This window comes from Marinifilum flexuosum (assembly GCF_003610555.1).
Lineage (GTDB): Bacteria > Bacteroidota > Bacteroidia > Bacteroidales > Marinifilaceae > Marinifilum > Marinifilum flexuosum.
The window spans coordinates 1,748,345-1,774,460 of record NZ_RAPQ01000008.1 but is presented as its reverse complement, the minus strand read 5'-3'; the positions used below and the strand labels follow the sequence as shown (position 1 = coordinate 1,774,460).

Sequence of the window (26,116 nt, the reverse complement as noted above, 5' to 3'; positions counted from 1 at the left end):
TTGAATTTATTACTGCATCTGTTAACTTTTCATCAATTCAAGATCACATTAAATTGATGGGTTCTACTCCCTTCCTCTCCGCTAAAGACAACTTTTATTAAGTTGTCTTTTTTTATGCATCATAACCAATTAAATACTTATTGTCAGTTAGTTATAGCAAATCAACTTCATGGATTATAATCTATTTTTGCAATTACATTTTCAAAGAAAATCATTAATTAGCTTATTTATTCAAATTTATTTCCATCATAAAGGGCAACAATAGGGCAACATTTCTTTCGCTTTTTTACTATTATATACAAAAAGCTGCCACGAAAATCGCAGCAGCTTTAAGCACCCTAAAATTAGTTGACTTTAAGTCACATTAACCATCTGGTATTGGTCTAAAGAGTATTCGTCAGCCTCAGCAGTTCCAAAGAAAGCATAAATGTGAGTTGCTCCCGGATCCACCGGAAGTGTAACCTCTGCAGATTGATCAGATCGAGCTGCATTTGTATGAAGAATGTGAACTTTGTCACCGCTCATTACAAGCAAATGTAATTTATCACCAGCATTACCTACTCCAGTAGCGCTTTCATCCTTCCAACTTATCTCGATTCCTGATGACACTTCTGTATCATCCTGAATGGTGAGATTAGCTGGTAAACTCAAATTACCCACTGATGCTCTAAATTGAGAGAAGTTTGATAAATCTCCCGTTTCATCAAAGGCAGCAATGTTTGTTTTCACAAACAAATTGTAGCCGGTCATTTTTCCTGCTGAAAGATTCCAAACAGGACGAATGAGTGTTTCCAACAAAGAAGAGGCAAAACTTACAACAGCTTTGAACCTGCTGCGTTGCTTTTGTTGCCCTTCCGTATTTGATGCATTTGGACCTGGTAGTGACTTGATGTAATTCACACCTTTCCAACTGCTACCTACTACTGAGCCCACTTTCCCCGTAAATGGCCCCAGGATTCCTTGATTGTATTTCCCCATGATTAAAGGTTTTTGGTTAGTATTGAATTAATAAACATAGAATTGAGACAGATACAGACTTGGTCCCTAGGATGTATTAGGCTGTTTCTTTCTCTCATCCAATTTTTTCCACCAGCGCTTTAGCAATGCAACAATAATGGTTGAGATGGCTCCACCAATAACAGAGATTAGCGCTTCCGTGCTGTCAACGGGAACTTCCTGCACAGCTTGAATATTGGGACTTCCCATTCTCAATGATTCTACTACTCCCATTGTGGATAAAGTGCCGATTACAAATGATGATATCTTATTCATATGATGATGATTTGGTTAGTACTTATAGCAAACTTATGTATCTTTCCAAGAGAAAGCCAAACCAATAGGTTGATTTACTTCAACTTACATCATCATGCTTTAAATTAATATTTGGGAAGGGAAATCATCCAGAGGTTTTGCTGCTATCTGATAAGCATCCAATCATTCTCCGGAATGCGGGTGGGATGTCAAGCTTTTTGATGGATTATTTTATTCAAAAATTTATTCCATAAAAAAATCCATCAAAACTTTGTATAAGCTTGACTTGTTGGCTGAATTGCTAAATTCAAGCGGGGTAAACATCTGATATTGGAACGAAGAGAGGAAATATCTTTGTTTATCAGGGAGGAGGAAAATTCAATGAACAATGATCAGTAAACAATTATCAATTCTTCCTACACAATATTCCATCACACTTTAAATGCTTGCATTTATAATGGGTGGTGGTGGGGTTTGTGGTGGTCAGTAGCGGCCTTTACTACAGAGTGGCGAGCCGCCCGCGAGTGGAAGGGTGTGACTGGCAAGTAAAACAGAAACTGGTTTTCTGTGATTGACAGCCAGCAGTTTTTGGCGGCTTTTTTGAAGCTGTGATGGGTGTTGCCGGGTGAAGCACGGAGCAGGTTGTTTTTGAATGCTTTCTATTTTGAAATGCATGAGAAAACAATTGGGTTGGAGGTGCTTGACCCGAGCGCGTAGGTAAAAGTGCTTTGAGGTGGTAGAAAATTTTGCGAGTAAATATCACACAAGTCATGACTTTTCGTCGTTACCTATTGCGATTGCCTTTGTTTTATTCAGAATGCAAAATTTTTACCAGGGCAAAGTACTGCCCGTGGCCGCTCAAAAAAGATGACAAAAACTGATAGCACCCGACCCAGCAGGCTCGCTTTAAGTGAGCAATGGAGGCTTTTTTGCATTTGGAGCGAGAGCGACAATTGCTCGGAAAGCCGGGAATTGCTGTGAACGACGAGTGGTTGAGCGAAAAAATTGTGACAGGGTGAACCCTTGCTGTAGTTAAGATTGAACTAATTCAGAGCCTCAGCTGGAGTGAGATCATGAAAAAACAAACACCCCTGCTAAAGCAAGGGTGAATTCACTGACAAATGCCTTTTGCCCATTGAGACCCAATATTAAAAGTTATAGAGCTAGTGTTGAAAAATCAGCGAAGATGGGCAAAAGGATTTTGGAAAGCCCTGGCGAAATTTTTGCCGAGACTCGAGGAGTGAACGCCTTATCCCCTCTAGTCTATTTTGTAATAGATATTTTTATTTATTCCTCACAAAGATCAACTTGCTCTTTCTTTTCTGACTATCTCGTTGCTCTATTATAAATTTACCTGTTGATTTTATTAATGGGGTTAACTTTTGAAATCCATAGTTTCTAGGGTCGAAATTTGGTTGTTTCTTCTGCAACAAGCTACCAACATCGCCTAAAAATGCCCATCCATCATCATCAGATAAGTCAGTAATTGTTGTAGCAATTAATTTTATCTCTTTTACAGTAATTGCATCAAATGCTTCTTTCTCTAATTCCTTATCTTCTTCGCTCTCCTTCTCTTTAGTCTTGGTTTTTAATATCTCTATGTAAATAAATTTATCACAAGCTACTATAAATGGGTTAGGTGTCTTTTTTTCTCCAATACCAATTACTAACATTCCGGCCTCTCTCAAGCGAGTTGCCAGTCTGGTGAAATCACTATCACTAGACACGATGCAAAATCCACCAACTTTGCCAGAATACAAAATATCCATCGCATCAATAATCATCGCTGAATCTGTAGCATTTTTTCCAGATGTGTAACTGTATTGTTGTATTGGTGTTATAGCATGTTCAAGCAAAGCTGGCTTCCAACCCGAAACAGTTGGTTTTGTCCAGTCACCATATATCCTTTTTATTGATGGAACACCAAATTTAGTGATCTCATCAAGCATTCCTTTGATAGCAGAATAAGGAATATTATCGGCATCAATTAACACCGCTAAATTTAGGTCTCTATTTTCTTTCATATTTCATTTTAAAATTCAGCATACAATGCTTTAGGATAAAAACATATTCTTTAAAATCACTACTGCCAAAGGCTCTGTTATAATATAAACAAGATTGTAACTGTTTGCATTGGCTATGCTTAGCAAGCAATTTTACAATCATTGCACCTTGTATACAAAAGCATTAATATTCATTCCAGCACCAACCGATGCAAAAACAAGCTTTTCCCCTTCATTTACAGCGCAAGCTCCCAATTTCCCTTTTAGAATTAGATCGTACAATGTCGGGATGGTTGCTACAGATGAATTGCCCAACCAATCAATGGTCATCGGCATAACTCCCTGTGGGATATTGTTTATTTTGTATAAACGATATAGCCTTTTTAGTATTGCTTCATCCATTTTTCCGTTGGCCTGATGAATTAAGACTTTGGAAATTTCACTCAAGTGAGTATTGCTCTTTTCCAGGCAGTCTTGAATGGCTTGCGGCACATGCTCGAGTGCATACTGGTACAATTTTCGGCCATTCATTTTTAGGAAATGATTGCTAGCGTTTTTGACATGAGGATTGGATGAGCTGCCCATATACAACATTTTAGAGTAAACCAAAGTGTCTGAACGCATTTTGTGTGCAAGAATTCCTACCGGACATTCACTGCTTTTACCTTCCAATACAATGGCTCCAGCACCATCAGCATACAACATACTGTCACGGTCGTGAGGATCAGAAACTCGGGACAATATATCGGCCCCAATAACCAGAGCCCTTTGTGCATCTCCCGATTTTATGTAATAATCGGCTTGAATAACTGCTTGAATCCATCCCGGACAACCAAAAGTCAAATCGTAAGCAATTGTATTAGGGTTCTTGATACCCAATTTGTGCTTTACCCTTGCAGCTAAACTAGGAACAATATCCAAAGCTTTACTGTCACTTTTAATATCTCCAAAATTATGAGCGACAATGATGTAATCCAACTCCTCCCCATCAACATTTGCCGACTCCAGGGCCTTTACAGCTGCTTCATAAGCGATATCAGAAGTAAGAAGATCATCCGACACATGACGCCTTTCCTTTATCGTGGTAATCTCATGAAATTTTTCAATGATTTCATGATTCGATTTATCGACTTTATCTCCCTTTCCTTCATAAAACTCGTAATCGAGAAAGTCCTTGTTCTTGATACAGCGCGATGGGATATAACTTCCCGTGCCCGTTATAATACTGTAAATGGTATGGTTCATAAATAAACGTTATGGATTGTATGATGTCAAATTATATATTGTATTTACATTGATAAACAACAATATGTAGTTTTTTTTAATCAATCCAAAATTCTGATTCTTTGGAATTGATTCGATAATCTCAAGATACACAAATTATTTTTCTATAATCAAAATTATTTTCACACAGCAACACCCCCTCCCCTTTAGTCTAAATTCTCTTGATAAAATTTAGATTTATTTCTACACCACAAAATAAGCTGGACTCATCAAAGCGATACAATTCTTGTATTTCTGCTCGCTATAAAACGATACGGAAACCTGATCGATTATTGTGCTAAGAAGGATATTAATTCGGAGCCTCAGCTTGAGTGAGACCCTGAGAAAAACAAACAGCCCAGTTAAAGCAAGGCCGAATTCACTGACAAATGCCTGTTGCTTGAGTAGCTACTGGTTTGATGCATGAACCTAATTTTTGAGTTCTAGCGGAACAAGCAATCCCGAAAATTCGGAAGAAAGCCCTGGCGTAATTTTTGCTGAGGCCCAAGGAGTGAATGCCTTATTTCCTATTTCATTATTAAATCTATTCGTTTGGCTCGATCTTGAATTAATTATTGATAAACTTCTTTCATTAAGATGCTCACTTTTGTGCATTATTGTATTTTCTATTGTAGGACTTGAAAAGCAAATTGCATGAAAATTAGAAATCTCCGAGAGATGATTTGCTATTTCTGCATACATAGAACACGAATTATGAGCTCGCGCTATCGGGGATGAATAACTAAACACATATTTAGTTATCCCGATAACCTTTTAGCACAAGAAAACATGAATTGTATCGTATGTGATGAACCACTCCGGCAGTGCTTTTATCCTTCCAACTTTACCTCCCTCTATCTGCATAAAAAAACACCTGCAAATCCATTGACTTACAGGTGCACTTTATAAAACCAGCAATTTGGCTCACAAACTTTACTTTTAAACAAGTATTTCCATTCAGTCCGTGAGCAATTGTGATATCGATCCTTCTTTATTTCAATTTAAGTTTTTGCGTTTTTTTATATTTCTCACCTCGCACAGCAATAAAATCATCATACATTTCCTTCAATTTTGCAGGATTAGATGCTGCCAAATTCTTTTGCTGTGCAATGTCCTCCTTCAAATTGTACAATTGAAATTCTTTGGAATTCCCCAATTCGATATTCACTTGTTTGGAAACAGCAGGTCCATTGTAGGGTGGAATCATCAACCAATCTCCTTTTCTTAATGCCGTTCGGCTAGTCGCTTCAATAATCAAGCTCTCTCTGCCCGTATTGCTTTCTCCCATTAATGCCGGCAAGACATTTTCACTGTCCGTTTTGGGAGCTTCTGCACCAATTAAACTGGCTATCGACTTCATTAAGTCCATCTGACAGACCAAAGCATCAGATTCCTGTGATTGAATTTTCCCCTTCCAATAGGTAATAAAAGGTACTCGTGTTCCTGCCTCGAACAAGCTGTATTTTCCTCCACGCAAAGCTCCCGTTGGCTTGTGCTTTCCTAATTTTTCTACCGCATCGTCATAATATCCATCATTCAATACAGGTCCGTTGTCACTCGAAAATACAATTAAGGTATTGTCCAGCAAACCTTCCTCCTTCATGGTTTTCATAAACTCTCCAATACACCAGTCTGCTTCCAGAATTACATCTCCTCTTGGTCCCATTCCCGATTTGCCAACAAAGCGAGGATGTGGCGTTCTTGGAACATGTGGCTGTTGCATTGCATAATAAAGGAAAAATGGTTTATCCTTATGTGTTTTTACATAGTCTTTCACCTTCTCCAGGAAATGATCAGCCATATCAATGTCGCTCCATTTGGCCGACTCTCCACCCTTCATAAATCCAATTCTCGGAATTCCATTTACAATACTGCTGTTGTGGCCATGATGCCATTTCATGCTCAATAGCTCCGGATTTTCTTTTCCGGTAGGCTGACCTTCAAAGTTGTGATCATAGTCAATTTCAATTGGATCATTTGGGTCCAGACCTGCCACATGGCCATTGTCGATATAAACCGTTGGAACACGATCCTGGGTTGCAGCCATGATGTATGATTCATCAAATCCCACTTCGTTGGGTCCTGGTGTTACCCTTTCGTTCCAGTTTACGACTCCCGTTCCCAAACCCAAATGCCATTTGCCAATCACTGCCGTCTGATAACCATTGGCCTTCATCATTTTTGGCAGAGTTGGCTGATCTGTACCAATTAACAATGGTGCAGTCCCCGGTAATATTTTAGCATCCTTATTTCGCCAAGGATAGGTACCCGTAAGAAGAGCATATCTACTAGGCGTACAGGTTGCCGAAGATGCATATCCATTGGTAAATCTCACCCCATTATTGGCCAAATTATCGATATTGGGCGTTGCGATTTCGGTAGCACCATAGGAACTTAGGTCTCCATATCCCAAATCATCAAGATATATGATTACAACATTCGGTTTTTCATTCACTTCAGCATTCCCTTTACTTTTCGCCTGACATGCCGTTAGGCAAGCTGTCACGAATACTGGTAATAGAAACTTAATCATCTTTTTCATTTCTCTTCCTCTTATTTATTCTGATAATCACTCTTTTTATTTTGATTCCTGGCTTTTGAACAAGCTCTCAAACTTTTTTTCCCACCAGCTTACATACTCCTGGTTTGTTGGAGCAAGAGGCAATCTCTTTTTGACTTTCCAAATGGAGTCCATTTTTGCCATCTGTTTTTTCCAATAATCAATCTCCCTTTGATCTTCGGGGTAAGTCGCCCGATCGCATTCCTCAAGCCATTGCTCCAGTTTTTCTTTAAGTTCCTGTTTAATCCCCCTATAACTTGCATCTTCGGCAAGGTTATATATTTCATACGGATCGGCTGATAAATCATACAGTTCCTCTTCGGGGCGCGAGTCTGATAAAAACTGTAGCTGCACGGGACTAAGGCGATTCGCCTCCTTTAGGACTTCCATTAAGGGCAAACAAGGGTATTGATTTCGTTTATAGGCATTGTATTGTGCGTAGGGCATTTCCGGATAATAATTTCGGATGTATTTGAATCGTCCAGTGCGAACTGCTCGAATTCTATCCACGCTTTCATCTCTTCTGTCGCGCATGCTAAATACTTCTGTACGCGGTTCATGAGCTCCCAGGAAATTTTGTCCCTGCATGTAGGCGGGAATTTTGATTCCTGCCAGCTGCAAAGCCGTTGCTGCCAAATCGATATTACTTATGAGTTCCTCCCTAACTTCCTTCGCATGCTCTTTCTTTGGAAATCGAACAATGAGAGGGGTATTGGTTCCTCCATCATACAGAAATTGCTTGTGCCTCACCATCGGACTTCCCTGGTCGCCCACAAAAAATACAATGGTATTCTTCTCCAGACCATCCTTTTTTAATCGTTCCAAAATCTTACCAACTTCCCTGTCTACCAACTGAACGGTTTCCAGGTAGAAAGCCATATCCTGCCTGATTAAAGTATGATCGGGCCAGTAAGGTGGCACTTGTAGGCCCGAAGGATCAACGGGGCATGCAGTATCTCTTCGGAAAGGGCGGTGTGGCTTATGAATTTGAATTTGTCCAAAAAATGGCTGTCCCTCTTTGCGTTCACACCAATCCACTCCATCATATATCTCATAATCAGTAATGAAATTGTAATCCTCTTTGCCAGGTTTACCAGGCTTTTCGCAACTACCATTAAAAGTATAATAGCCAGCTTCTTCGAAATATTCGGTAATGGTTTTGATGCCTTTGGGTAGCTTTTTCATGGCTTCCTTGCGGGTTCTATGCTGATGGCAATTGATACTTACCGGGTACATTCCCGTGATCAGACCGGACCTGCTGGGAGAACAAACTGCCGTTACCGTATGACAATTGGAGAACAGGATTCCTTCTCCGGCCAGGCGATCCAGGTTTTCGGTCTTAACCGACTGATTGCCATAGCATCCTAAATCGGTTCCCAAATCATCAGCTACAATCCAAAGGATATTGGGTTTTTTCAAGTTTTTATCTTCTTTTGGACTGCTTCCTGCTGCACTAGCACCCGTCAGCAATGAAGCAGACAGAAGACTGCCCCCGATTAAAAGGGAATTTATAATGGTGGTTTTCATATTTTTAAAATTGATTCTTTACTGATCGCCAAAAGGAAAAGCATCTACCGGCCTGCGTGAGTTCGCAAACAGTTCTTTCATCTCTTTGACCAGCTTGGGATGCTGATCGGCTACATTCTTTTCCTCGCCAGGATCAACAGACAAATCGAACAATTGTATGGCTGCATTTTTATCCTTTTTCGCCCCCAGGCGCAGGGCTTTCCATTTCCCTTTGCGGATGGCTTGCTTGCCTGCTTTTTCATGAAACTCCCAGTACAGGTAATCGTGTTCAGCCTGTTCCTGTCCCAGTAGAGCCGGCACATAGGATATGCCATCCAGACCTTCCGGTGCGTCCACTCCTGCCAGTTCGCAGGCTGTAGGCATAAAATCCCAAAAGGCACTGATGTGATCACTCTTTGTACCCGCTTTGATCTTCCCTGGCCACCAGGCCACAAAAGGGGAACGAATGCCTCCTTCGTAAAGGTCACGCTTGTAGCCTCTATATATGCCATTGCTATCGAAAAAATCAGGATCGTTTCCCGATTCGAGATGTGGCCCATTGTCCGAGGTAAAAATGATGATGGTATTTTCTGCCAGTCCCATTTTCTCGATAAGTGATCTGATTCGTCCCAGGTCCGCATCCATCATCGAAACCATTGCAGCATATGCAGCTTTGGGCGAATCTTGCTTGTGGTAATGTCCTCCGGGATGCGGCGTCTCCTGGTACCTTCCTTTGTACTGATCCATAAATTCCTTTGGAGCTGCCAGTTCGGCATGGGGAACCACATAGGACAGGTAAAGAAAAAATGCTTCTTCCTTGTTCTGCCTGATAAATTCCAGTGCATTATTGGTAAGCAGTTGATGGCTGTGTACTTTTCTCTGTCCATTTTTATTCTCCGGAACATCAATGCGCTTGTCATTATCCCACAAATAATCAGGGTAATGAGTATGTGCATGTCTTTGGCAATTGTAACCATAGAAATGATCGAAACCTTTTTTCAATGGATCGCCTGCAGAGCCTGGATAACCCAGTCCCCACTTTCCCACCAGTGCCGTTTTGTATCCGGCTTCCTGCATGCATTCCGCTACGGTTTTTGTAGTTGCAGAAATGGGATACTGACCTTCCGGCTGATTCGCTTTGTTCCCCCGAATATCGGTATGTCCCGTATGCAGTCCCGTCATCAAGGCACACCTTGAAGGGGCACAAACAGTGGTTCCTGCATAATGATTGCTCAGAAGGATTCCATCTTTTGCCATGCGGTCGATATGTGGGGTTTCGATCTTTTTTTGACCAAAACATCCCAAATCGGCATAGCCTAAATCATCTGCCAAAACATATATGATATTGGGACGGTCTGCTTTATTTTGTCCAAATACCATGGAGCCATATAGTGCAGCAACAATGATGACTCCTAAGCGTAATATTTTTGTCAAGTACATAACTGTTTATTTTTCGATTTTGCTTCTGCTTTCCTTTGATTTGGCATTCATGGGTTTCAGCCAGTATGAATAATCATACTTTCCGGCTTTGACGCGGTATTTTTTTATCGGACTGGCATTCTTGCTCCAGGAATCATTTCCGCCTACACCCATGTGTTGCCCATCAATCTGCACTCTAATAAAATTGGTTGCAGGCAATTCATAAGGATGCATCGCAGCTTCAATTTGTTGCCAATTGTGTTTGCGGGCACTCATGTTTAGGTCTTGTTCTCCCAAAATCTGAATTCCGGTATTCTGATTGTTTCTAAAGCTCATCCAACGCACATCCGATCGGTTGGCATTTTCCTGAGGGTAGACATACTCCTCCATGAAACTCTCCAGATTCTGTTCGTACAATCCGATGAAGGAGGCCGATTTTCTATCGCAATAATTCTCAAAAGGTCCTCGCCCCAACCATTTGATCTCACTAAAGGAGCTTGGCATGGACAAAGATTGACCGATACGAGGCAGGTTAGGCAATTTACTGTCAGCATCCATGTAGATTTCCGCCTTCACAAAACCATTTCCAAAAATTCGATAGTCAGCTTTCCATTTGGCCTTTCCATCTGCAAACAGGAAGGTCACACTCACCTTTATTTCGCTCTCTCCAATCTGTTCAAGGGTAAATGATTCAGGTTTTGCATTCAGGGAAGCCTTCTTCCAAACCGCCAGCTTCTTGTGTGTTTTAGCTCCTCTTCTGTCGTTATCGGTCTGAGGGCGCCAAAACTCTGGCTGCAAGGAACTCTCCTGAATCAGTGTTTCTTTCTTGTAGGTATAGGAATCCAAACTTCCTGAACGCTGATTCATTACCAGGCTAAAATCTTCTCCTGTTACCAGAAGAAGAGAATCTTTCCATTGGCAAGCAATTGGGCTCAACTTATTTCGATCCAGATTTTTCACCGCCTTGGCGTTCCACTCTAAGGCTAATTGCTCCGAGGCAATCTCATGTCCTGCCTTAGCCCAGCTTGCAGCCTCTTTAAGTCGGACTGAGAGGGTCACAAAATATTCGGCTCCCTCCTGTTTTCTCTTCAACTCGCTTACAGGCAATTCCAGGATTGCAGATTCTCCTGCCGCAAGTGATTCCATTTCCACTTTGCCTGATTTCACTTCCTTTCCATCTTCTGTCAAGCTGTAATACAATTCGCAATAATCAAGAGTCTTAAAAAAATGTCTGTTGGTAATTAGAATGGTGTTTTCCTTTCTGTTACTCCAGGCAATCTCTACTGGTTGAAAAGCTTTCTTTACTTCCCAAAGAGCAGGATGAGGTTGTAAGTTTGGATCTACCACACCATTAATGCAGAAATTGCTGGAGTTGATTTTATCGCCAAAATCGCCGCCATAAGCAAAAAACGACTCTCCCTTTTCATTTTTCTTTAGCAGTCCCTGATCTCTCCAATCCCAAATGTAACCACCAACAAGACGTTTATGGCTTCTGAAAGCTTCCCAAAACTCCTTGAAGTTTCCGGTAGAATTCCCCATGGAATGAGCGTATTCACTAAAAACCACAGGACGATGATCTCCCTTTTGGTTGGCAATTTTCAAAGCCGATTGTGGCGATGGATAGAAACGTCCTACCACATCTACATAGTCAAGATCTCTCGGATTCGCCAATCTATCATCGTGATGCGGATAATTTGGTTCTCCCGGTGGAATGTATCCTTTCAAGTGATGATTTCCCTGGGCCGGCTCATAATGCACCAGTCTGGTAATATCAAAGTCGCGTATCCAACTGGCCATGGCAGCATGGTTGGGGCCTCTGCCCGATTCATTTCCAAGCGACCAGAAAATAATAGACGGATGATTTTTATCACGCTCCACCATTCGTATGGCTCTTTCCATATAGGCATGATTCCACTGTGCTTTGTTGGAAAGCAGTCCTCCCTGACCATGAGTCTCCAAATTGGCTTCATCCATCACATAGATGCCATATTGATCGCACAATTCATAGAAGTAAGGATCGTTAGGATAATGACAGGTTCTTATGGCGTTAATGTTGAACTGTTTCATGAGAAGAATTTCTTCCAACATGTCTTTTCTTGTCACCGCTTTCCCACGCACCGGATGATGATCGTGACGGTTTACCCCATACATCAAGACTGACTTTCCATTTACAAGCAGTTCCCCTTCCGGAGAAGTCTCCACAGAACGAAATCCTACTTTTGTGCTCTTGGCTTCCAACAGGTTACCCTCAGCATCTTTCAAGGCAAATACCAGTGTATATAAATTGGGCGTCTCAGCAGTCCATTTCAAAGGATTGGTAATCTTCTTTTCCATCAGGGCAAATTTCACATTATCGAGACGGGGATACTTTTCATTCACAACCTTCTCCACCGATACTTCAAGGGGCTCATCAAAAACAGCCTTCTCATCAGCATCGTAGAGCATTGCTTCCAGTTTTGCGCCTTTCAGTTCTGTACTCCCATCCCAATAAATATTGGGTCTGATTTCCAAATTGGCATCCTCATACTCCTCATCCAGTCTGGTTTGCACAAAGAAATCATTAATGTGCAAGGCAGGTTCTGCCAGTAAAAGCACCTCTCTGTGTATGCCACTCAACCTCCAATGGTCCTGATCTTCCAAGTAAGATCCATCGCACCAGCGAAATACTTTCACCGAAACATTGTTCTTTCCTTTCTTGAGCTTGGTGGTAATGTCAAATTCAGATGGCAAACGGCTTCCCTGGCTGTAGCCAACAAAATCACCATTCACCCATACATAAAAGGCTGAGCTAACCCCACCAAAATGAAGTTTCACATTCATGCCATCCCAATTTTCGGGAAGAGTAAAACTGCGTTGGTAACATCCCACCGGATTGTCAGCAGGATCGATCAGTGGAGGATTCACCACAAATGGATAAACGATATTGGTATAGATAGCTGTTCCATAGCCTTGCAATTCCCAATTTGAGGGCACTTGAATTTTATCCCATCCTACCACTCCCTGTAGTTGGAAATCCTTACTCGCCTGTTCGGGAGTAGGTGTAAACTTAAAGTTCCATTCCCCGTTCAAGGACAAAAGCCTGTCGGAAGTTTCTCTTACTCCTTTCAAGGCATTCTCCCGGGAATCGTAAGAATACATGGTTGATCGGGCAGGTAACTTGTTAATTCCCGTTACCAGGGGATTTTCCCAGTCGTTCGGTCGCTGGGCATTAGTATTCATGGTAATCAGCAAGATGATGATAAACCAGCTTGCTCGTTTTAAGGTTGATTGCATGCTTGTATCTTTTTCTTTTGGTAAATAAAGAGTAGGTTTTAAAATGAAGAACTAAGGCATGTCAGTCAAATGATCTCACCTCCCCTTTAATCAATATTTTTAATCGAGTTTTATTTTTTCTGATAAACTCTTACATAGTCCACCACATATTTGGACGGAAAATTGCTCTGAGAAGGATCTCCTCCATTTCCTCCAATTGCAAGGTTCAGCAAAAGGTAATGCGGTTGATGAAATGGATTAAAGCCATCGGCATTCACTGTTTTCTTCAAGTCTATTTCATTCAGCAACACATCATCCAAATAAAGGCGAATGTACTCCTTGGTCCACTCCATTTTCCATACATGGAATTTATCAGCCCAATCGTTCTCCGGTGCAGTAAAATCAGCAAAAGGAAGCTTTTCGGAATCCCAGACAGCTTGCTTTTCCTTATTGGCCCAGGCAGCATTGGCCAGTAGTTTAGCCTCTCCGTTGTGGCGATAAAACTCCATCAGGTCAATTTCGCCATTAGCTGGCCATTTCTGATCGATTCCCAGGGTCCAGATGGCTGGCCACATTCCCAGTTGAGAATCTATTTTCGCTCTAACCTCAACGATACCATACTGAAATGTGAATTTATCTTTCGTTTTGATGCACGAAGAAGTGTATTCGGCCTGTTTTCTGTTGTAACGCCAGTTCTTGCTTCTCTTTTTGTACTTCTTATTTTTTACAGATTCTCGTCTGCCTTCAATCATAAGTGTTCCCCCAGCAACACTGGCATTATCAGCCTGGTACCATTGCAACTCCTGATTGCGAACAAATCCCTCTTCGTACGACCAATATTTAGGATTAGGTTTTCCATCCTTATCAAATTCATCGGCCCACAAAAGCTCATATCCTTCAGGAGCTCTGGCTTCCAAAGTATCCGGTTTAAAAGGACTAATCATTTTAAATCGTTCAGGATTTAGCTTGCTGTACTTTTTATTCTGCATCAAGCCCAAGAAGACAGGATCTTTCATTTCAGCTTCCCACTTCTGATAGCTTTCTTTTAAATCTGAATAATGATTCTCTTCGCTAAGTTCCAAAGGATTGCTTTCGCTGATATCATCCTCCAAATTGTAGATCTCCTCCACTTCCGACTTGTATTTGACCAATTTGTGAGCGCCTGATCTTATTGCAAAATCTTTCTGGTCGTATTTTCGCCAGAACAATCGCGGGTGTGGTTTCGTCTTGTTCTCCCCATTCAAATAGGGAATCAGATTCACCCCATCCAATTTGTTTTTTGGAGTGGCGCCAGCAAAAGCTACCGCTGTGGCAAAAATGTCTAACGAGCTAACAGTGTTTTCATACACCATGCCAGCCGGAATCTTTCCTGGCCACTGCATAGCAAAAGGCACATGAATTCCACCTTCATACAAACTCCCTTTTCCATCGCGCAATGCTCCATTATCCGAGCCATTCTTGCTTTCCGGTCCTCCATTATCCGACAAGAAGAAAACAATGGTATTGTCATCTAAGCCCAGCTCTTCCAGCTTATTTAAAACCAAACCAACACCATCGTCAACGGCACTAACCATTGCTGCATAAATTCTTCTCTTTTTATTTTTGATGTGAGAGAATCGATCCAAATATTTTTTACTTGCCTGCAAAGGAGCATGAGGAGCATTGTATGCCAAATAGATGAAAAATGGGTCTTCCTTTCTTCGTTCTATAAAAGAAACCGCTTCCCTACTAAGTGCATCAGTAAGATATTCTGTTTCATGCACCCTGCCATTATCACGCATCAAGCGAGTATTGTAGGCATCGAATTGAGCTTTTATCTCGGTAATGTCATTCAAAGTCCAGTTTTCAGGAAAGTATTTATGCCCTCCACTCAGAAAACCATAAAACTCATCGAATCCCCTTTTCAAAGGATATTGCGATTTGTGTGCTCCCAAATGCCATTTTCCCAAGGCCATGCTTTTGTAACCTGAATGAGAAAGTGTCTTTGCCAGAGTTTCTTCCGTAGCAGGTAATCCTTGTAGAGTATCCTGTGGGGCACAAAGAGGATTTCTTCCAAAACCAAAACGATCCTGGTAGCGTCCGGTAATAATCCCGGCCCTGCTTGGCCCACACACAGCATAGGTCACACATCCATTTGTAAATTTCACTCCATTATTTGCAATCCTGTCGATATTGGGAGTTGGTATGTCTTTGCAACCATTAAACCCTACATCTCCAAAGCCCTGATCATCTGTCAAAATAACGATCACATTGGGCTTTTCCTGCGCAACAGCTTCATTTCCGGAAAGCAAACCTCCCATCAAAGCTGTACCAGTCATTAATATATTACTATAAATCTTCTTCATCTGTTTACCTTTTCATTTTAAAACCATTTGGAACTCCTAAATAAAGTGTACATGTTCGTTTCCTCTTAGGTCTTATCTTATTTCGATTGCTCCCAAATCGGGCATACCAGTAATTTTATTCCCTAATATATCATGATTTAACTCCAAACCCGGAAGCAAACCAATAGTATCGCCAGGTATCTTCTGAATTTGAATTCCTTTGTTCTTCAATTTTTTTGAATTCATCGGCAGGTAATCTGAGACTTGACTTCCTCCCGGATTTTTAAATTTCGGATTTGCATAAATGGCGCTTTCATCCTGAATAGGAATCTCCCTGGGCCAATTCTCCGCTTTCAAATACATATTATTTCGAAAAACAACATTTTTAATCTGAGACTTCCCTGCTTTTTCAGGATTATACTGATCTCCCAATACAGCACTGGATTCTCCCTGAATGCAGAAAATATTATTGGCAATGAGTACACCAGAGGCAGCCTTATCGATGGCTATCTTGGCATGAATACCCTTCTTTACGAAAATGGTATTGTTATAAAAATAGGAATTAAAAGGCCCTTTACGTTTCCTTTTGCCATTGTATCCACTCAGCCAAAAGACCTTTCCTTCCTGAAAGGCATTCTTCTCTCCCTTTACACGATACCCATCATTAACACTGATATTGTAACGGTAAGCACAATTGTAATTGTTCCCTAAAATCTCACAAAAGCCCCCGGCGTTATTTGCACTAAAGTTGTATTGAAGAATGATGTTGCTACAATTAAAATCGATGTGAGCTCCGGCAGAATCTCCCGGACCATTCGCATTTACAAATCGATTTTTTTCAATTAAAACATCATTGGAACCCCAGGTCCATAGTCCACTTCCTCGTCCCCATTTTCTGGTATCATCCGAGCTTCCCGATTTGTCTACAATATTGTTACGAACGATAACATGTTCCACGCCCGACATCTGAATGCCCGGACCTCCCGTTTCTATGACCTTATTGTTTTCGACAGATATATTTCGCAAACCATATTTGGAGGTTTTACTGGTAAACTTGATTCCCGTATGTGCTACATTTTCCACCAAACAATCCTGGATTTTTATATCCTCGATTGATGCCCCTTCAAGGCTATTGATAAAGCGGATTCCCCAACCATAGTTTTGTGATCCATTGGCGGTTTTTACCTCTTTGGCTCCTCTTTGGAAGCCTTTTTTCTCATAGAATATATTCTCTACATGCAGATTCTTTAAGTAGATATGAGCATATTGATCCACCTTGCTTGTTTTCACTAATATGCCGCAACACATTTGATTCTTATTCACAGTCGGCATACCATCAGCTTCCGCACTTATTTGAAGATTTTCCAACTCTACAAAGCTGCAGTTCTCCAATAAAATGCCATTTAATTTTCCATGAGCTTTAATCAGCGCCTTTTCTTCTGCCTTTGTACCATCAGCATTATAGGTGGAAACTACAATGGGTTGACTATTCCTTCCCTTAACATTTTTCAATTCCAGGCTGCCATAAAAAATAACTCCCGAAGACAGCAGTATACTGTCTCCGGGATGAATTTGAAGTGATGTTAACTTTTCTAAATTTTGAAATGGTAGCGAAGGATTAGTACCAGGATATTGATCATTACCCTTCACAGGATCTACATAATAGTTCTTTGCAAAACATGTACTACTAACAAATAGTAGTAAAGTGATATATAGTATTACTTTTCCTTGCATAGTGATTGGTTTACTTTTGCTCTGCTACATTCAAATCGCTTGGTGAATGAATGGTTGATTTTCTATTCTCCATAAGTGCTTTATGAATTTCAAAGGTTACCCTGTTCCAGTTTTTATCTTCTGTCCACAAGGGTGCCATTAAGCCCTCTTCCCAATTCTCCAGGGCCATCTTCATGTCATTCATTTGACTTTTTTCTGCCAGCTGCAGGTCTTTGCTTTCACCCAAATCACGATCCAGATTATACAGGCGATAGCCATAGCCATCCACTCGAATCAACTTCCAGTCTGCCTGGCGAACAGCTGCCATTCCTTCTTTTCTCCAGAACAATTGCTCATGAGGAGCATCTACATTTTCCCCTGTCACGTAAGGCAGTAGGTTAACCCCATCCAGTTTCTTTCCAGGGCTTCCTTCTCCACCAGCAATTTCAAATGCCGTTGCATAAATATCCAGCGCCGATGTTAAAGCATGATATTTCTGTCCTCCCTTTATTTTTTTAGGCCAACTCATTACAAAAGGTACACGGTGTCCTCCTTCAAACTTATTGCCTTTCCAACCTTTTAGCGGAAGACAAGAAGACTGGTTATTATGAGCTCCTCCATTGTCGCTCAGAAAGAAAATCAGTGTATTATCATAGATCTTCTCTTTCTTTAACTTGTTCACCAATTTTCCAATAGCTCTATCCATGGCCCAGGTCATCGCAGCCAGATCCTGTCGCGGATGTCCTTCATACCTTTTCAAATCTTCTTTGGTGGCATGCATTGGAGTGTGAACAGCATTAAACGAAAGGTACATGAAAAACGGATTGTCTTTCTGTTGCTCTACATACTCTATGGCTTTCTCTCCAAGGACATCGGTTAAGTATCCATTAAAATTTACATGCTTGCCATTGTGCTGGATCTCATGCGGATCTCCGGGTCTGTCGTTCATTTCATGAGGAAAATAGGAACGACTTCCTTCCAGAAAACCAAAAAACTCATCGAATCCCCTGCTATTGGGATGATACTCTTGTTGCTCTCCCAGGTGCCATTTTCCGAATACTGAAGTATGATACCCTTGCTTTTTCATGGCAGAAGCAATGCTCACTTCGCTTGTATCAACTCCTAAATTGTGCGGAGGTATGTTACATTCAGCACCGAATCGCTGCTGATACCTTCCTGTAATTAAACCTGCCCTGGAAGGAGCACATACCGTTGCTGAAACGTGCGCATCGGTAAAAATCACACCATCCTGAGCCAAACGATCAATATTGGGTGTTTCCAGATCGGTACTTCCCATAAAACCAAAATCTGCATAACCAGCATCATCAGCCAGAATAACAATTACATTTGGTTGATTTAAGTCTGTACTCTTCTTTTGTGTTTTACAGGAGATGCCCATGCTTCCCAACAAAGCTGATCCCAGTAGTATTGAATTTTGAAAATTCATTATTTAGTCTGATTAATTCGTTCTTTTAATTCTTTTGTGACTCCTGTACAGAGGAATCCAACTATTTCACACTCCACTCTTTGTGCCACTCAATTTTGGCTTTACCATTCTCAAAACTTAAGGGCAGCCATACATATCTCGAATCTTCCAAATTGGTTTTATTCCAACGGTCTCCCATGTATATGTATTCCCCTTTTCTGTATGGATTTGGAACTACATAGGTACTCTGAGAGAAAAATGTTTTATTGGCATCAGCTCCAACACAAGGATCATATACTGTTTTCCAATCTCCCATTATGGAATCGCAAATCGAAATTTGAGCCGGGTTTGGCGACCAACCTGTACATCCTGATGAAACCATGTAATATTTACCCTGGTGTTTCCACACAGCTGGAGCTTCTCGTGACTCCTTCTCCAAAATTCTTTTGTACTTACCCGATGGAGCTGTAAAGTCATCATTTAACAAGCTAACATGCATGGTCTTATTTTTTTCCGAAGAGTAAAAGTGATACGCCTTTCCATCATCATCAACAAAAAGAGTCATATCACGGCTCATGGCACCATTAGGACGCATACTCTGCAGGTAAGTGAATGGCCCTTGCGGATGATCGCTAATGGCTACTCCTGCCCTTGCATATTGGTAATCTTCGGAATCAATGTGCATCCACATGACGAACTTTCCAGTATTTCTATTGTAGATTACCTTCGGACGTTCAATCACCTTTGAAGTGTGTAAGTCATGAGTTGAATCGACCTTTACAGATGGCAAGGCCACTCCTTCATGTTTCCAGTTCACCAAATCTTTTGAAGAATAGCAATTCACTCCTCCCGCATCACATCTATAGCATTCCCACTTTAAATAGGGAACTCTCCAGGTTTTACCTTGTTTCATTTCACCATACCAGTAGTAGGTTCCCTCATGAAACAATATGCCACCTCCATGTGCATTAATTGGATTCCCCTGGATATCCTTCCAAACTTCTCCTGGATAAATATTGGTATTCTCTTTTTCTGCACATGAGAACAATGCCATTATCATTCCCAAAATCAAAGCTATTTTTGTACTCTTCATCATATCGTTGTTCTTTGAAAAGAATCTGTCAATAGCCCCATTAACAGATTCTTTTCATGTAATTCATCTACTTTATATTTTCTCCTTCACCAAAATATTGTCAAGGTAAATTGGTGGCATTGCAGGGTCTGTTTTTCCTTTGTAAAGAAGGAATTTCACCTTGCTAACATCATCAGGACAAGTAAATTCAGTTTTATTTTCCGTCCACTCTATGCTTTTTGAAATATCAAGGCTGTGCAAGATGGCTTTCTCACCTGCCTCATCTTTTAATTTTAAGGCAAATGTGTGTTCCGTATCCTCTGACCATTTGGTAAAAAAGCTGATTTCATAAGTTTTACCTGCTTCCAGAGTGATAACCTGGAACATGGAACCATCGTTATTTTGTATTCTTCCACAATAGACACCTTCATACATTTCTGTAGTGGCTTCTCCTACAACTCCAGATTTAAAACCTTGCCATGGAGTAAATTCTCCTGTTTCAAAGGTTCCGTTGGTAATCAGGTTATTTGGGTCTTCTTCCGAAACCGGATCTTCCCCCGGACCAATCTCTGTATTAGGATCAAAGTTCGCATAGTATTCTCCCAGTGGAGTTAACTCATCATTTTCATCGAACAGGACAGATGAAGCTAATGGCGCATCAGTTGTTTTGGCATTGTACCATGCATATCGGTGTACATAGTCCAGCTCATCAAGTTTAGGAAGAACTGCTTTCATAAAATTTAAAACCTGATCAGCAGAGTACTTGTTTTCGGCAGGCGTTGTTGCATTCCAATCTCCCACAGCAAATTCTGTGATCCAGATTGGCTTGCCATACAATTCGTGTGCTTCTTTTACCTTGTCCATAAAGGCATCTACATTCAATCCGCCGTAACTGTGCATACAAACAAAATCGACTCTAAGACCCTGCGCCTCTGCTTTCGCCATAAAATCATTCAACCATGCATTACCAGCCGGACTTCCAACGGTTGCCGGGCTTCCCAATGGTAATCCAATTTCTTCCAGTTTAGGCCACAGGGCGATTGCTTCATCAACAGTCATATTAGCCTGCTCCTCGCCATCGGGTTCGTTAAAACCAAGAATGTGCTTTATTTTCCCCTCTTCTTTCAATTGCTTTAGATAGGCAATCGTTTCATCTTCCACTTTCTTGCCCCAAAACATTGGCACATATTCTACATTCGCTGGTTCATTGGGTTTCAAATCTTTTCCCCATGAGTAATGCCAATGCGCTTTTAATCGTGACACCCGGGTTGACCAGGTTGCATTTTTGTAGGACATACACGTCCCTTTTTTGTTTTCCGGAGCTGGAGGTGTTTCTTCTACGGGAGTTTCCTCTTCAGGGATTATTTCTTCTTCTACTGAACTACTATCGCAGGCCATAAAAAATCCTGCCATAAAAATCAGGCACAAAAAGACATTTACTTTTTGCTGAATATTTTGAATTTGCATATGATTTTCTTTTTAAATAATTAAGAAAGAACCCTTTGTCTTAACACAAAGCTATCTGCAAAAGGATGTACTTCACCTTAAGCTTGCTGCCCCGACTTTTCAGATTGGACAGCAAGTCAAAAAGTTCTTCTATTTCTAATTATCTCAAATAAATCCTTAGTTGATTTACCAGTTTGGATTTTGATCAAGAAGCTTATTGTTATCAACTTCTACCTGAGGAAGAGGCCAATAAAGTGTTTTATCCCCTTCAAATGCCATAAAATGGTTCACAATATTGTCAGCATTTGCACGAACAGTAGCTTCCTCAAGGGTTCCCCATCTTTTTAAGTCGTAGTAACGGGTTCCTTCCAATCCAAATTCCACGCGACGCTCATGACGAAGGATGTTTCTCAATTCTGCCTGGCTTAAACCTGCTCCCTCAACATCCTCGATTCGTGGCATATTCACTCTTTCTCTCACTTCATTGATTAAATCATATATATCCTGACTGATTTGATTACTTTCAATTAAAGCTTCAGCACGCATTAACAATACATCGGCATATCTTATCACGTAGAAATCCTGAGGTCCATCAGACAAATATTCGGTGGTATTGCGAATGTACTTGTGCATGGCATAACCAGTCTTCACTTTCTTTTTCGCCAATGGGCTACCTCCTTCAATCCAAACCTCTCCAGGGAATATTACGGATACATCCAGACGAGGATCACGATTCAATTTTTTATCATTGGCATTGTACAATGGAGACTGATCAATAGGTAATCCATCAATGCAATAAAAATCATTAACAAAATTCGGCATTGGCTGGTGATGTGTCTGAGGTACTTTTGCCCAAGTTCCGGAAAATGCTTCCCCATTATTATCAGCCAAACCACTCTCAAATCTTACTGAGAAAACCACCTCAGAATTCACTTCATTGGTTGGTGTAAATAAAGTATTGTAATCAGAAAACAAAGTATAAGTTCCCAAATCCATAACCTGTTTAGCAGTAGCTGCTGCCTCGGTAAATTTTCCATCATATAGATATACTTTGGCTAACAAGCTTAATGCTGCACCCTGATCGGCGTGACCAAAATCTGCTGTTCCCAGCTTATCGGCTGCAAAAGTCAGATCTACAATCATTGCATCGTAAATCTCACGAACTGTACTTTTTGCGATTGATGCAGTCTCAACGGTTTGAGGTTCCAGAATCAAGGGAACTTCTCCAAATCCATTTGCAAGGTTAAAATAAAACAATGCTCTTAAGAATTTCGCTTCACCCAGGATGGTGTTGATCTCATCCTCGCTCATGCTTTCAATAGTAGGTACATTGGCAATTACATTGTTACAGCGGGCAATTCCCTTGTAGGCACTTTCCCAAAATCCCTGTAAAAACCAATGAGTAGGATCTGTAGTTCCATCAGCAATAGGTTCCAGTCCCATCCATTCCCATACGTTATAGGAATTATCACTCAAACAATCATGATCTCTAATACCTGAATTATAAACGCCACCACCATACATTGGCTTGCTCTGTAATACATCATAGCAACCGGCTAGTGCATATTCCGCATCACTCTTACTGCTCCAAAATGAGCCATCACTAATTTGATTCGGGTTGGAGGTATCCATAAAATCATCGGAACACGCACTCACAATCCCAAGTATCATGAATAAATATAATATCTTAATTTTCATCTGTCTATAATTTATCATTAAGGTTTTTTCTTCTGTTTATCTCCTTTATAAGGAGGAATCCTATGAGTTACACACTCATAAAATCAACATTCCTTAATTCAATTAAAAAGTTAAATTAACACCCAAAGTATAGGTTTTAGCCAATGGGTAAGATTCACTTCTAATGTTACCAATAGCCTTCTCAGGATCCCAGTTCTTGTAATCGGTAAAAGTCAATAGGTTCTGACCACTCATATAAATTCTTAATCTCTCGATTCCAGCTTTCTTGCTTAAGGCTTGTGGGAAAGTGTAACCAATTTCCAGGTTCTTCAATCTTAGGTAAGAAGCATCCTGCACCCAGTAAGATGATTGTTTGTCATTGTCTCGGTTGTGACCCAGACGTGGGTATTTGCTACTTGGATTTTCAGCTGTCCAACGATTTACCCAATCAGGAGTCCAGTTGGCTCTATCACCGTTTCCGGCATGGTTTCCTGTTCCACTTACGTAACGATCCACATTTTTCACACCCTGGAACAAAAAGGCGAAATCAATTCCCTTATAGTTTAAACTACCATTCAGTCCGTAGGTAAATTCAGGAATCGGGTTCCCAATAATTACACGGTCATTGTCATCAATCTTTCCATCAGGTACGCCATCAGGTCCGCTAACATCTTTGTAGATAATATCTCCAGGAGCAGCATTATTGGAAGGTGTTGCAGCATTGGCTACCTCTTCATCCGTTTGGAAGATTCCGGTTGCCTGCCATCCGTAGTAAGAGAACATGGCTTCTCCTTCTCTGTGAATTCTGTTGGTTGGATAGAATTCAGTTCCTTTCAAATCAGTCCATTCATTTTGGATTCTCGACAAGTTAAATCCTACCGAATAAGATAAATCACCTGTTTTACCATGATATTCACCAGAAACTTCCCAACCTTTGTTTACAGCTTCACCGGCATTCTGATAAGGAGCCGCACTACCTAGACTTAGAGGCTGAGGCAACTTCAACAGCAAATCATTGGTTCTCTTATGGAAATAATCAAAAGACATACTGAAGTTGTTTCCAATACCGAAATCAACACCAAGGTCATAGGTCTCTGTACTCTCCCATTTCAGATTTTTATTAGCTAAACCTGTAATGGCTGCACCACCAACCAAACTTGCTCCATCGGTAAAAATATAATCCTGACCCAGGTTGTAAGTTTGCTCATAAGGATAGAATGAGTTACCAATGTTTTGATTTCCCAGTTTTCCCCAGCTGGCTCTCACTTTTAAATTCGACAGGAATTCAGCATCCGCAAGGAATGATTCTTCAGAAACTCTCCAGCCCACTGAGAATGATGGGAAGTAACCTGTTCTGTTTCCTTTAGCAAATCTTGAAGAACTATCGATACGAAGGTTGGCTTCAAACAGATATTTGCTATCGTATGCATAGTTTACACGTCCGAAGAAAGATTGTAACTTCAACTCCTGTGCAGAACCAGATACTGTTGGATCAATAGAACCTGCATTTAACTCATGAATTTCATTATTTGGAAATCCACTAATCTGACTGTTCATGACATCTTTGCGATAAGTCTCAATAGAGTGACCTAATAAGGCATTAATGGAGTGCTTATCAAAATCCACATTGTATTTTAAAATGTTCTCATTCAAAAGTCTGTGCCAGGTTGAAGTATTATCTTTTAGGGTATTAATGTCATTGGAAACAACAGAATTTCCTTCCAAATCATTCAAAGAAAATGTTGGAGAAAATTTAGTTCCCAAAGCGTTATAATAACTATAAGCTACATTGGTTCTGAACTCCAATCCTTTTAACAAATTCAAATTCGCATAAAACTTAGCATTCAAACGGTACTGATCATCTTCATGTTTCCCCAATTGAGAACGGAAAACTACGTTTTTAATAAAGAAAGCCTCACTACCATCTTGTACTGCCCAATCGCCATTTGAATATTTTACCGGAGCAACAGGTGTATCAAAATAAATTCTTCTCATGATACCTCCATCTCCTGATAGATCATCAAGCGGAGACTTGATATTTTTCACACTGCCATCGATGTTAATACCAATTTTCAACCACTTCTTAATTTGAGAGTCAATTTTAGCTCTCATATTGTATCGTTTGGCACTTGAGCCAAGCATGATCCCTTCCTGATCCATATAGTTCATTGAGAACACATAGGAAGTTTTTTCAGATCCTCCCGAAAAAGACAGGTAATGGTTGGTTACCGGACTCGTTCTAAAAATCTCTTTTGCCCAGTTGGTTTGAGAATAACGATCTGGATCCGATCCATCTTTGATTTTCGCAATCTCTTCCTCTGAATATCTTACCTCTCCCGTAGCTTCATTAATCAATTCTGCATAGGTTGCCGCATCCATGATCTTTGGAAGTACACTAGCTTCCTGCCATCCGTAGTAGGCATTGTATTTTACCTTTAATTTACCGACTTCACCCGTTTTTGTAGTAATCAGAATTACACCATTTGCCGCACGGCTACCATAAATAGCCGCCGAAGCAGCATCCTTTAGTACAGAAATACTTTCAATATCAGATGGAGCTACATCTCCAAGGCTTCTTTCCACTCCATCAACCAACACCAATGGTCCTGATTCTCCGTTGGTAGCAATACCACGAATGTGAATGGTTGCAGCATCCTTACCAGGTTGTCCACCACCTTGAGTTAAATGAACACCAGTCATTTTTCCTTGCAACAACTGGGTGGTATTGGTCACAGGTTGGTTCACCGCATCATCAATTCGCATTGAAGAAACAGCACCCGTTAAATTCGCTTTTTTCTGGGTTCCATAACCCACAACAACGACCTCATCAACACCGATCGTCTCTTCCTCGAGAACAACATCGATTTTTGATTCGGTCGAACACACTACTTCCTTGCTTTTGTATCCAATAAAACTGAATAGTAAAACATTTCCTTTCTCCGCTTCAATGGTATAATTGCCATCAAAATCGGTAACCGTTCCACTTGTAAATCCTTTAATGACGACATTTACTCCGGGCAAACCTACTCCGGATTGATCTGAAACCTTCCCGGACACAGTAAGTGTTTGTGCATGTACCATAGAGACAAAAGCACACAATACTACAACCAGAAGACTTAGTTTTCGCATAGTTTTTTTCATAACTAGTAATTAGATTAAAATTGCAATAAAGATTACAGCCAGAATTGCGATCAAAAAGATGTA

15 protein-coding genes are annotated in these 26,116 nt (G+C 40.7%); all 15 read right to left on the bottom strand.

The window, feature by feature from the left end; all coding sequences use genetic code 11:
* Window positions 1–354: 354 nt before the first annotated feature.
* The gene (locus tag BXY64_RS07105; RefSeq protein ID WP_120239201.1) at window positions 355–978 is read right to left on the bottom strand and encodes a DUF6266 family protein; all 624 of its coding nucleotides are present in this window, start codon (window positions 976–978) and stop codon (window positions 355–357) included.
* 66 nt (window positions 979–1,044) lie between these two features.
* A complete protein-coding gene (locus BXY64_RS07100; protein ID WP_147375934.1) occupies window positions 1,045–1,272 on the bottom strand; it encodes a hypothetical protein in 228 nt (75 codons plus the stop codon).
* 1,262 nt (window positions 1,273–2,534) lie between these two features.
* Window positions 2,535–3,275, bottom strand: coding sequence for an NYN domain-containing protein (locus BXY64_RS07095; protein ID WP_120239199.1), 741 nt, complete (start codon window positions 3,273–3,275; stop codon window positions 2,535–2,537).
* A gap of 138 nt (window positions 3,276–3,413) precedes the next feature.
* Window positions 3,414–4,499, bottom strand: a complete 1,086-nt coding sequence (locus tag BXY64_RS07090) for a 3-oxoacyl-ACP synthase III family protein (RefSeq protein ID WP_120239198.1) — start codon at window positions 4,497–4,499, stop codon at window positions 3,414–3,416.
* 1,009 nt (window positions 4,500–5,508) lie between these two features.
* On the bottom strand, window positions 5,509–7,059 hold the full coding sequence (locus tag BXY64_RS07080) for a sulfatase family protein (RefSeq protein ID WP_120239196.1): 1,551 nt from the start codon (window positions 7,057–7,059) through the stop codon (window positions 5,509–5,511).
* Window positions 7,060–7,095: 36 nt separating this feature from the next.
* The gene (locus tag BXY64_RS07075) at window positions 7,096–8,604 is read right to left on the bottom strand and encodes a sulfatase family protein (RefSeq protein WP_120239195.1); all 1,509 of its coding nucleotides are present in this window, start codon (window positions 8,602–8,604) and stop codon (window positions 7,096–7,098) included.
* 18 nt (window positions 8,605–8,622) lie between these two features.
* Entirely contained in the window at window positions 8,623–10,023 is a 1,401-nt protein-coding gene (locus tag BXY64_RS07070) for an arylsulfatase (protein WP_394340473.1), read from the bottom strand.
* A 6-nt stretch (window positions 10,024–10,029) separates the two neighbouring features.
* On the bottom strand, window positions 10,030–13,275 hold the full coding sequence (locus BXY64_RS07065; protein WP_120239194.1) for a glycoside hydrolase family 2 TIM barrel-domain containing protein: 3,246 nt from the start codon (window positions 13,273–13,275) through the stop codon (window positions 10,030–10,032).
* 110 nt (window positions 13,276–13,385) lie between these two features.
* Window positions 13,386–15,599, bottom strand: coding sequence for a sulfatase-like hydrolase/transferase (locus BXY64_RS07060; RefSeq protein ID WP_120239193.1), 2,214 nt, complete (start codon window positions 15,597–15,599; stop codon window positions 13,386–13,388).
* A gap of 72 nt (window positions 15,600–15,671) precedes the next feature.
* Window positions 15,672–17,312 (bottom strand): right-handed parallel beta-helix repeat-containing protein, encoded by a 1,641-nt coding sequence (locus BXY64_RS07055; RefSeq protein WP_120239192.1) that lies wholly within the window; start codon window positions 17,310–17,312, stop codon window positions 15,672–15,674.
* 10 nt (window positions 17,313–17,322) lie between these two features.
* Window positions 17,323–18,738 carry a sulfatase-like hydrolase/transferase gene (locus BXY64_RS07050; RefSeq protein ID WP_120239191.1) on the bottom strand — a complete coding sequence of 472 codons (1,416 nt, stop codon included), beginning with the start codon at window positions 18,736–18,738 and terminating at the stop codon, window positions 17,323–17,325.
* Window positions 18,739–18,799: 61 nt separating this feature from the next.
* Entirely contained in the window at window positions 18,800–19,813 is a 1,014-nt protein-coding gene (locus tag BXY64_RS07045; RefSeq protein WP_120239190.1) for a glycoside hydrolase family 43 protein, read from the bottom strand.
* A gap of 69 nt (window positions 19,814–19,882) precedes the next feature.
* Window positions 19,883–21,256: a glycosyl hydrolase gene (locus tag BXY64_RS07040; protein WP_120239189.1), complete on the bottom strand. Its 1,374-nt coding sequence runs from the start codon at window positions 21,254–21,256 to the stop codon at window positions 19,883–19,885.
* Between the two features lie 165 nt (window positions 21,257–21,421).
* The gene (locus BXY64_RS07035; RefSeq protein ID WP_170150603.1) at window positions 21,422–22,933 is read right to left on the bottom strand and encodes a RagB/SusD family nutrient uptake outer membrane protein; all 1,512 of its coding nucleotides are present in this window, start codon (window positions 22,931–22,933) and stop codon (window positions 21,422–21,424) included.
* A gap of 102 nt (window positions 22,934–23,035) precedes the next feature.
* Window positions 23,036–26,053 carry a SusC/RagA family TonB-linked outer membrane protein gene (locus tag BXY64_RS07030; RefSeq protein WP_120239187.1) on the bottom strand — a complete coding sequence of 1,006 codons (3,018 nt, stop codon included), beginning with the start codon at window positions 26,051–26,053 and terminating at the stop codon, window positions 23,036–23,038.
* Window positions 26,054–26,116: the final 63 nt, after the last annotated feature.

Coding starts and splice junctions, on each gene's coding strand:
- BXY64_RS07070 (WP_394340473.1), bottom strand. CDS start 10,023: ATGTACTTGACAAAAATATTACGCTTAGGAGTCATCATTGTTGCTGCA.
- BXY64_RS07065 (WP_120239194.1), bottom strand. CDS start 13,275: ATGCAATCAACCTTAAAACGAGCAAGCTGGTTTATCATCATCTTGCTG.
- BXY64_RS07105 (WP_120239201.1), bottom strand. CDS start 978: ATGGGGAAATACAATCAAGGAATCCTGGGGCCATTTACGGGGAAAGTG.
- BXY64_RS07100 (WP_147375934.1), bottom strand. CDS start 1,272: ATGAATAAGATATCATCATTTGTAATCGGCACTTTATCCACAATGGGA.
- BXY64_RS07080 (WP_120239196.1), bottom strand. CDS start 7,059: ATGAAAAAGATGATTAAGTTTCTATTACCAGTATTCGTGACAGCTTGC.
- BXY64_RS07035 (WP_170150603.1), bottom strand. CDS start 22,933: ATGAAAATTAAGATATTATATTTATTCATGATACTTGGGATTGTGAGT.
- BXY64_RS07055 (WP_120239192.1), bottom strand. CDS start 17,312: ATGCAAGGAAAAGTAATACTATATATCACTTTACTACTATTTGTTAGT.
- BXY64_RS07095 (WP_120239199.1), bottom strand. CDS start 3,275: ATGAAAGAAAATAGAGACCTAAATTTAGCGGTGTTAATTGATGCCGAT.
- BXY64_RS07040 (WP_120239189.1), bottom strand. CDS start 21,256: ATGCAAATTCAAAATATTCAGCAAAAAGTAAATGTCTTTTTGTGCCTG.
- BXY64_RS07050 (WP_120239191.1), bottom strand. CDS start 18,738: ATGAATTTTCAAAATTCAATACTACTGGGATCAGCTTTGTTGGGAAGC.
- BXY64_RS07045 (WP_120239190.1), bottom strand. CDS start 19,813: ATGATGAAGAGTACAAAAATAGCTTTGATTTTGGGAATGATAATGGCA.
- BXY64_RS07060 (WP_120239193.1), bottom strand. CDS start 15,599: ATGAAGAAGATTTATAGTAATATATTAATGACTGGTACAGCTTTGATG.
- BXY64_RS07030 (WP_120239187.1), bottom strand. CDS start 26,053: ATGAAAAAAACTATGCGAAAACTAAGTCTTCTGGTTGTAGTATTGTGT.
- BXY64_RS07075 (WP_120239195.1), bottom strand. CDS start 8,604: ATGAAAACCACCATTATAAATTCCCTTTTAATCGGGGGCAGTCTTCTG.
- BXY64_RS07090 (WP_120239198.1), bottom strand. CDS start 4,499: ATGAACCATACCATTTACAGTATTATAACGGGCACGGGAAGTTATATC.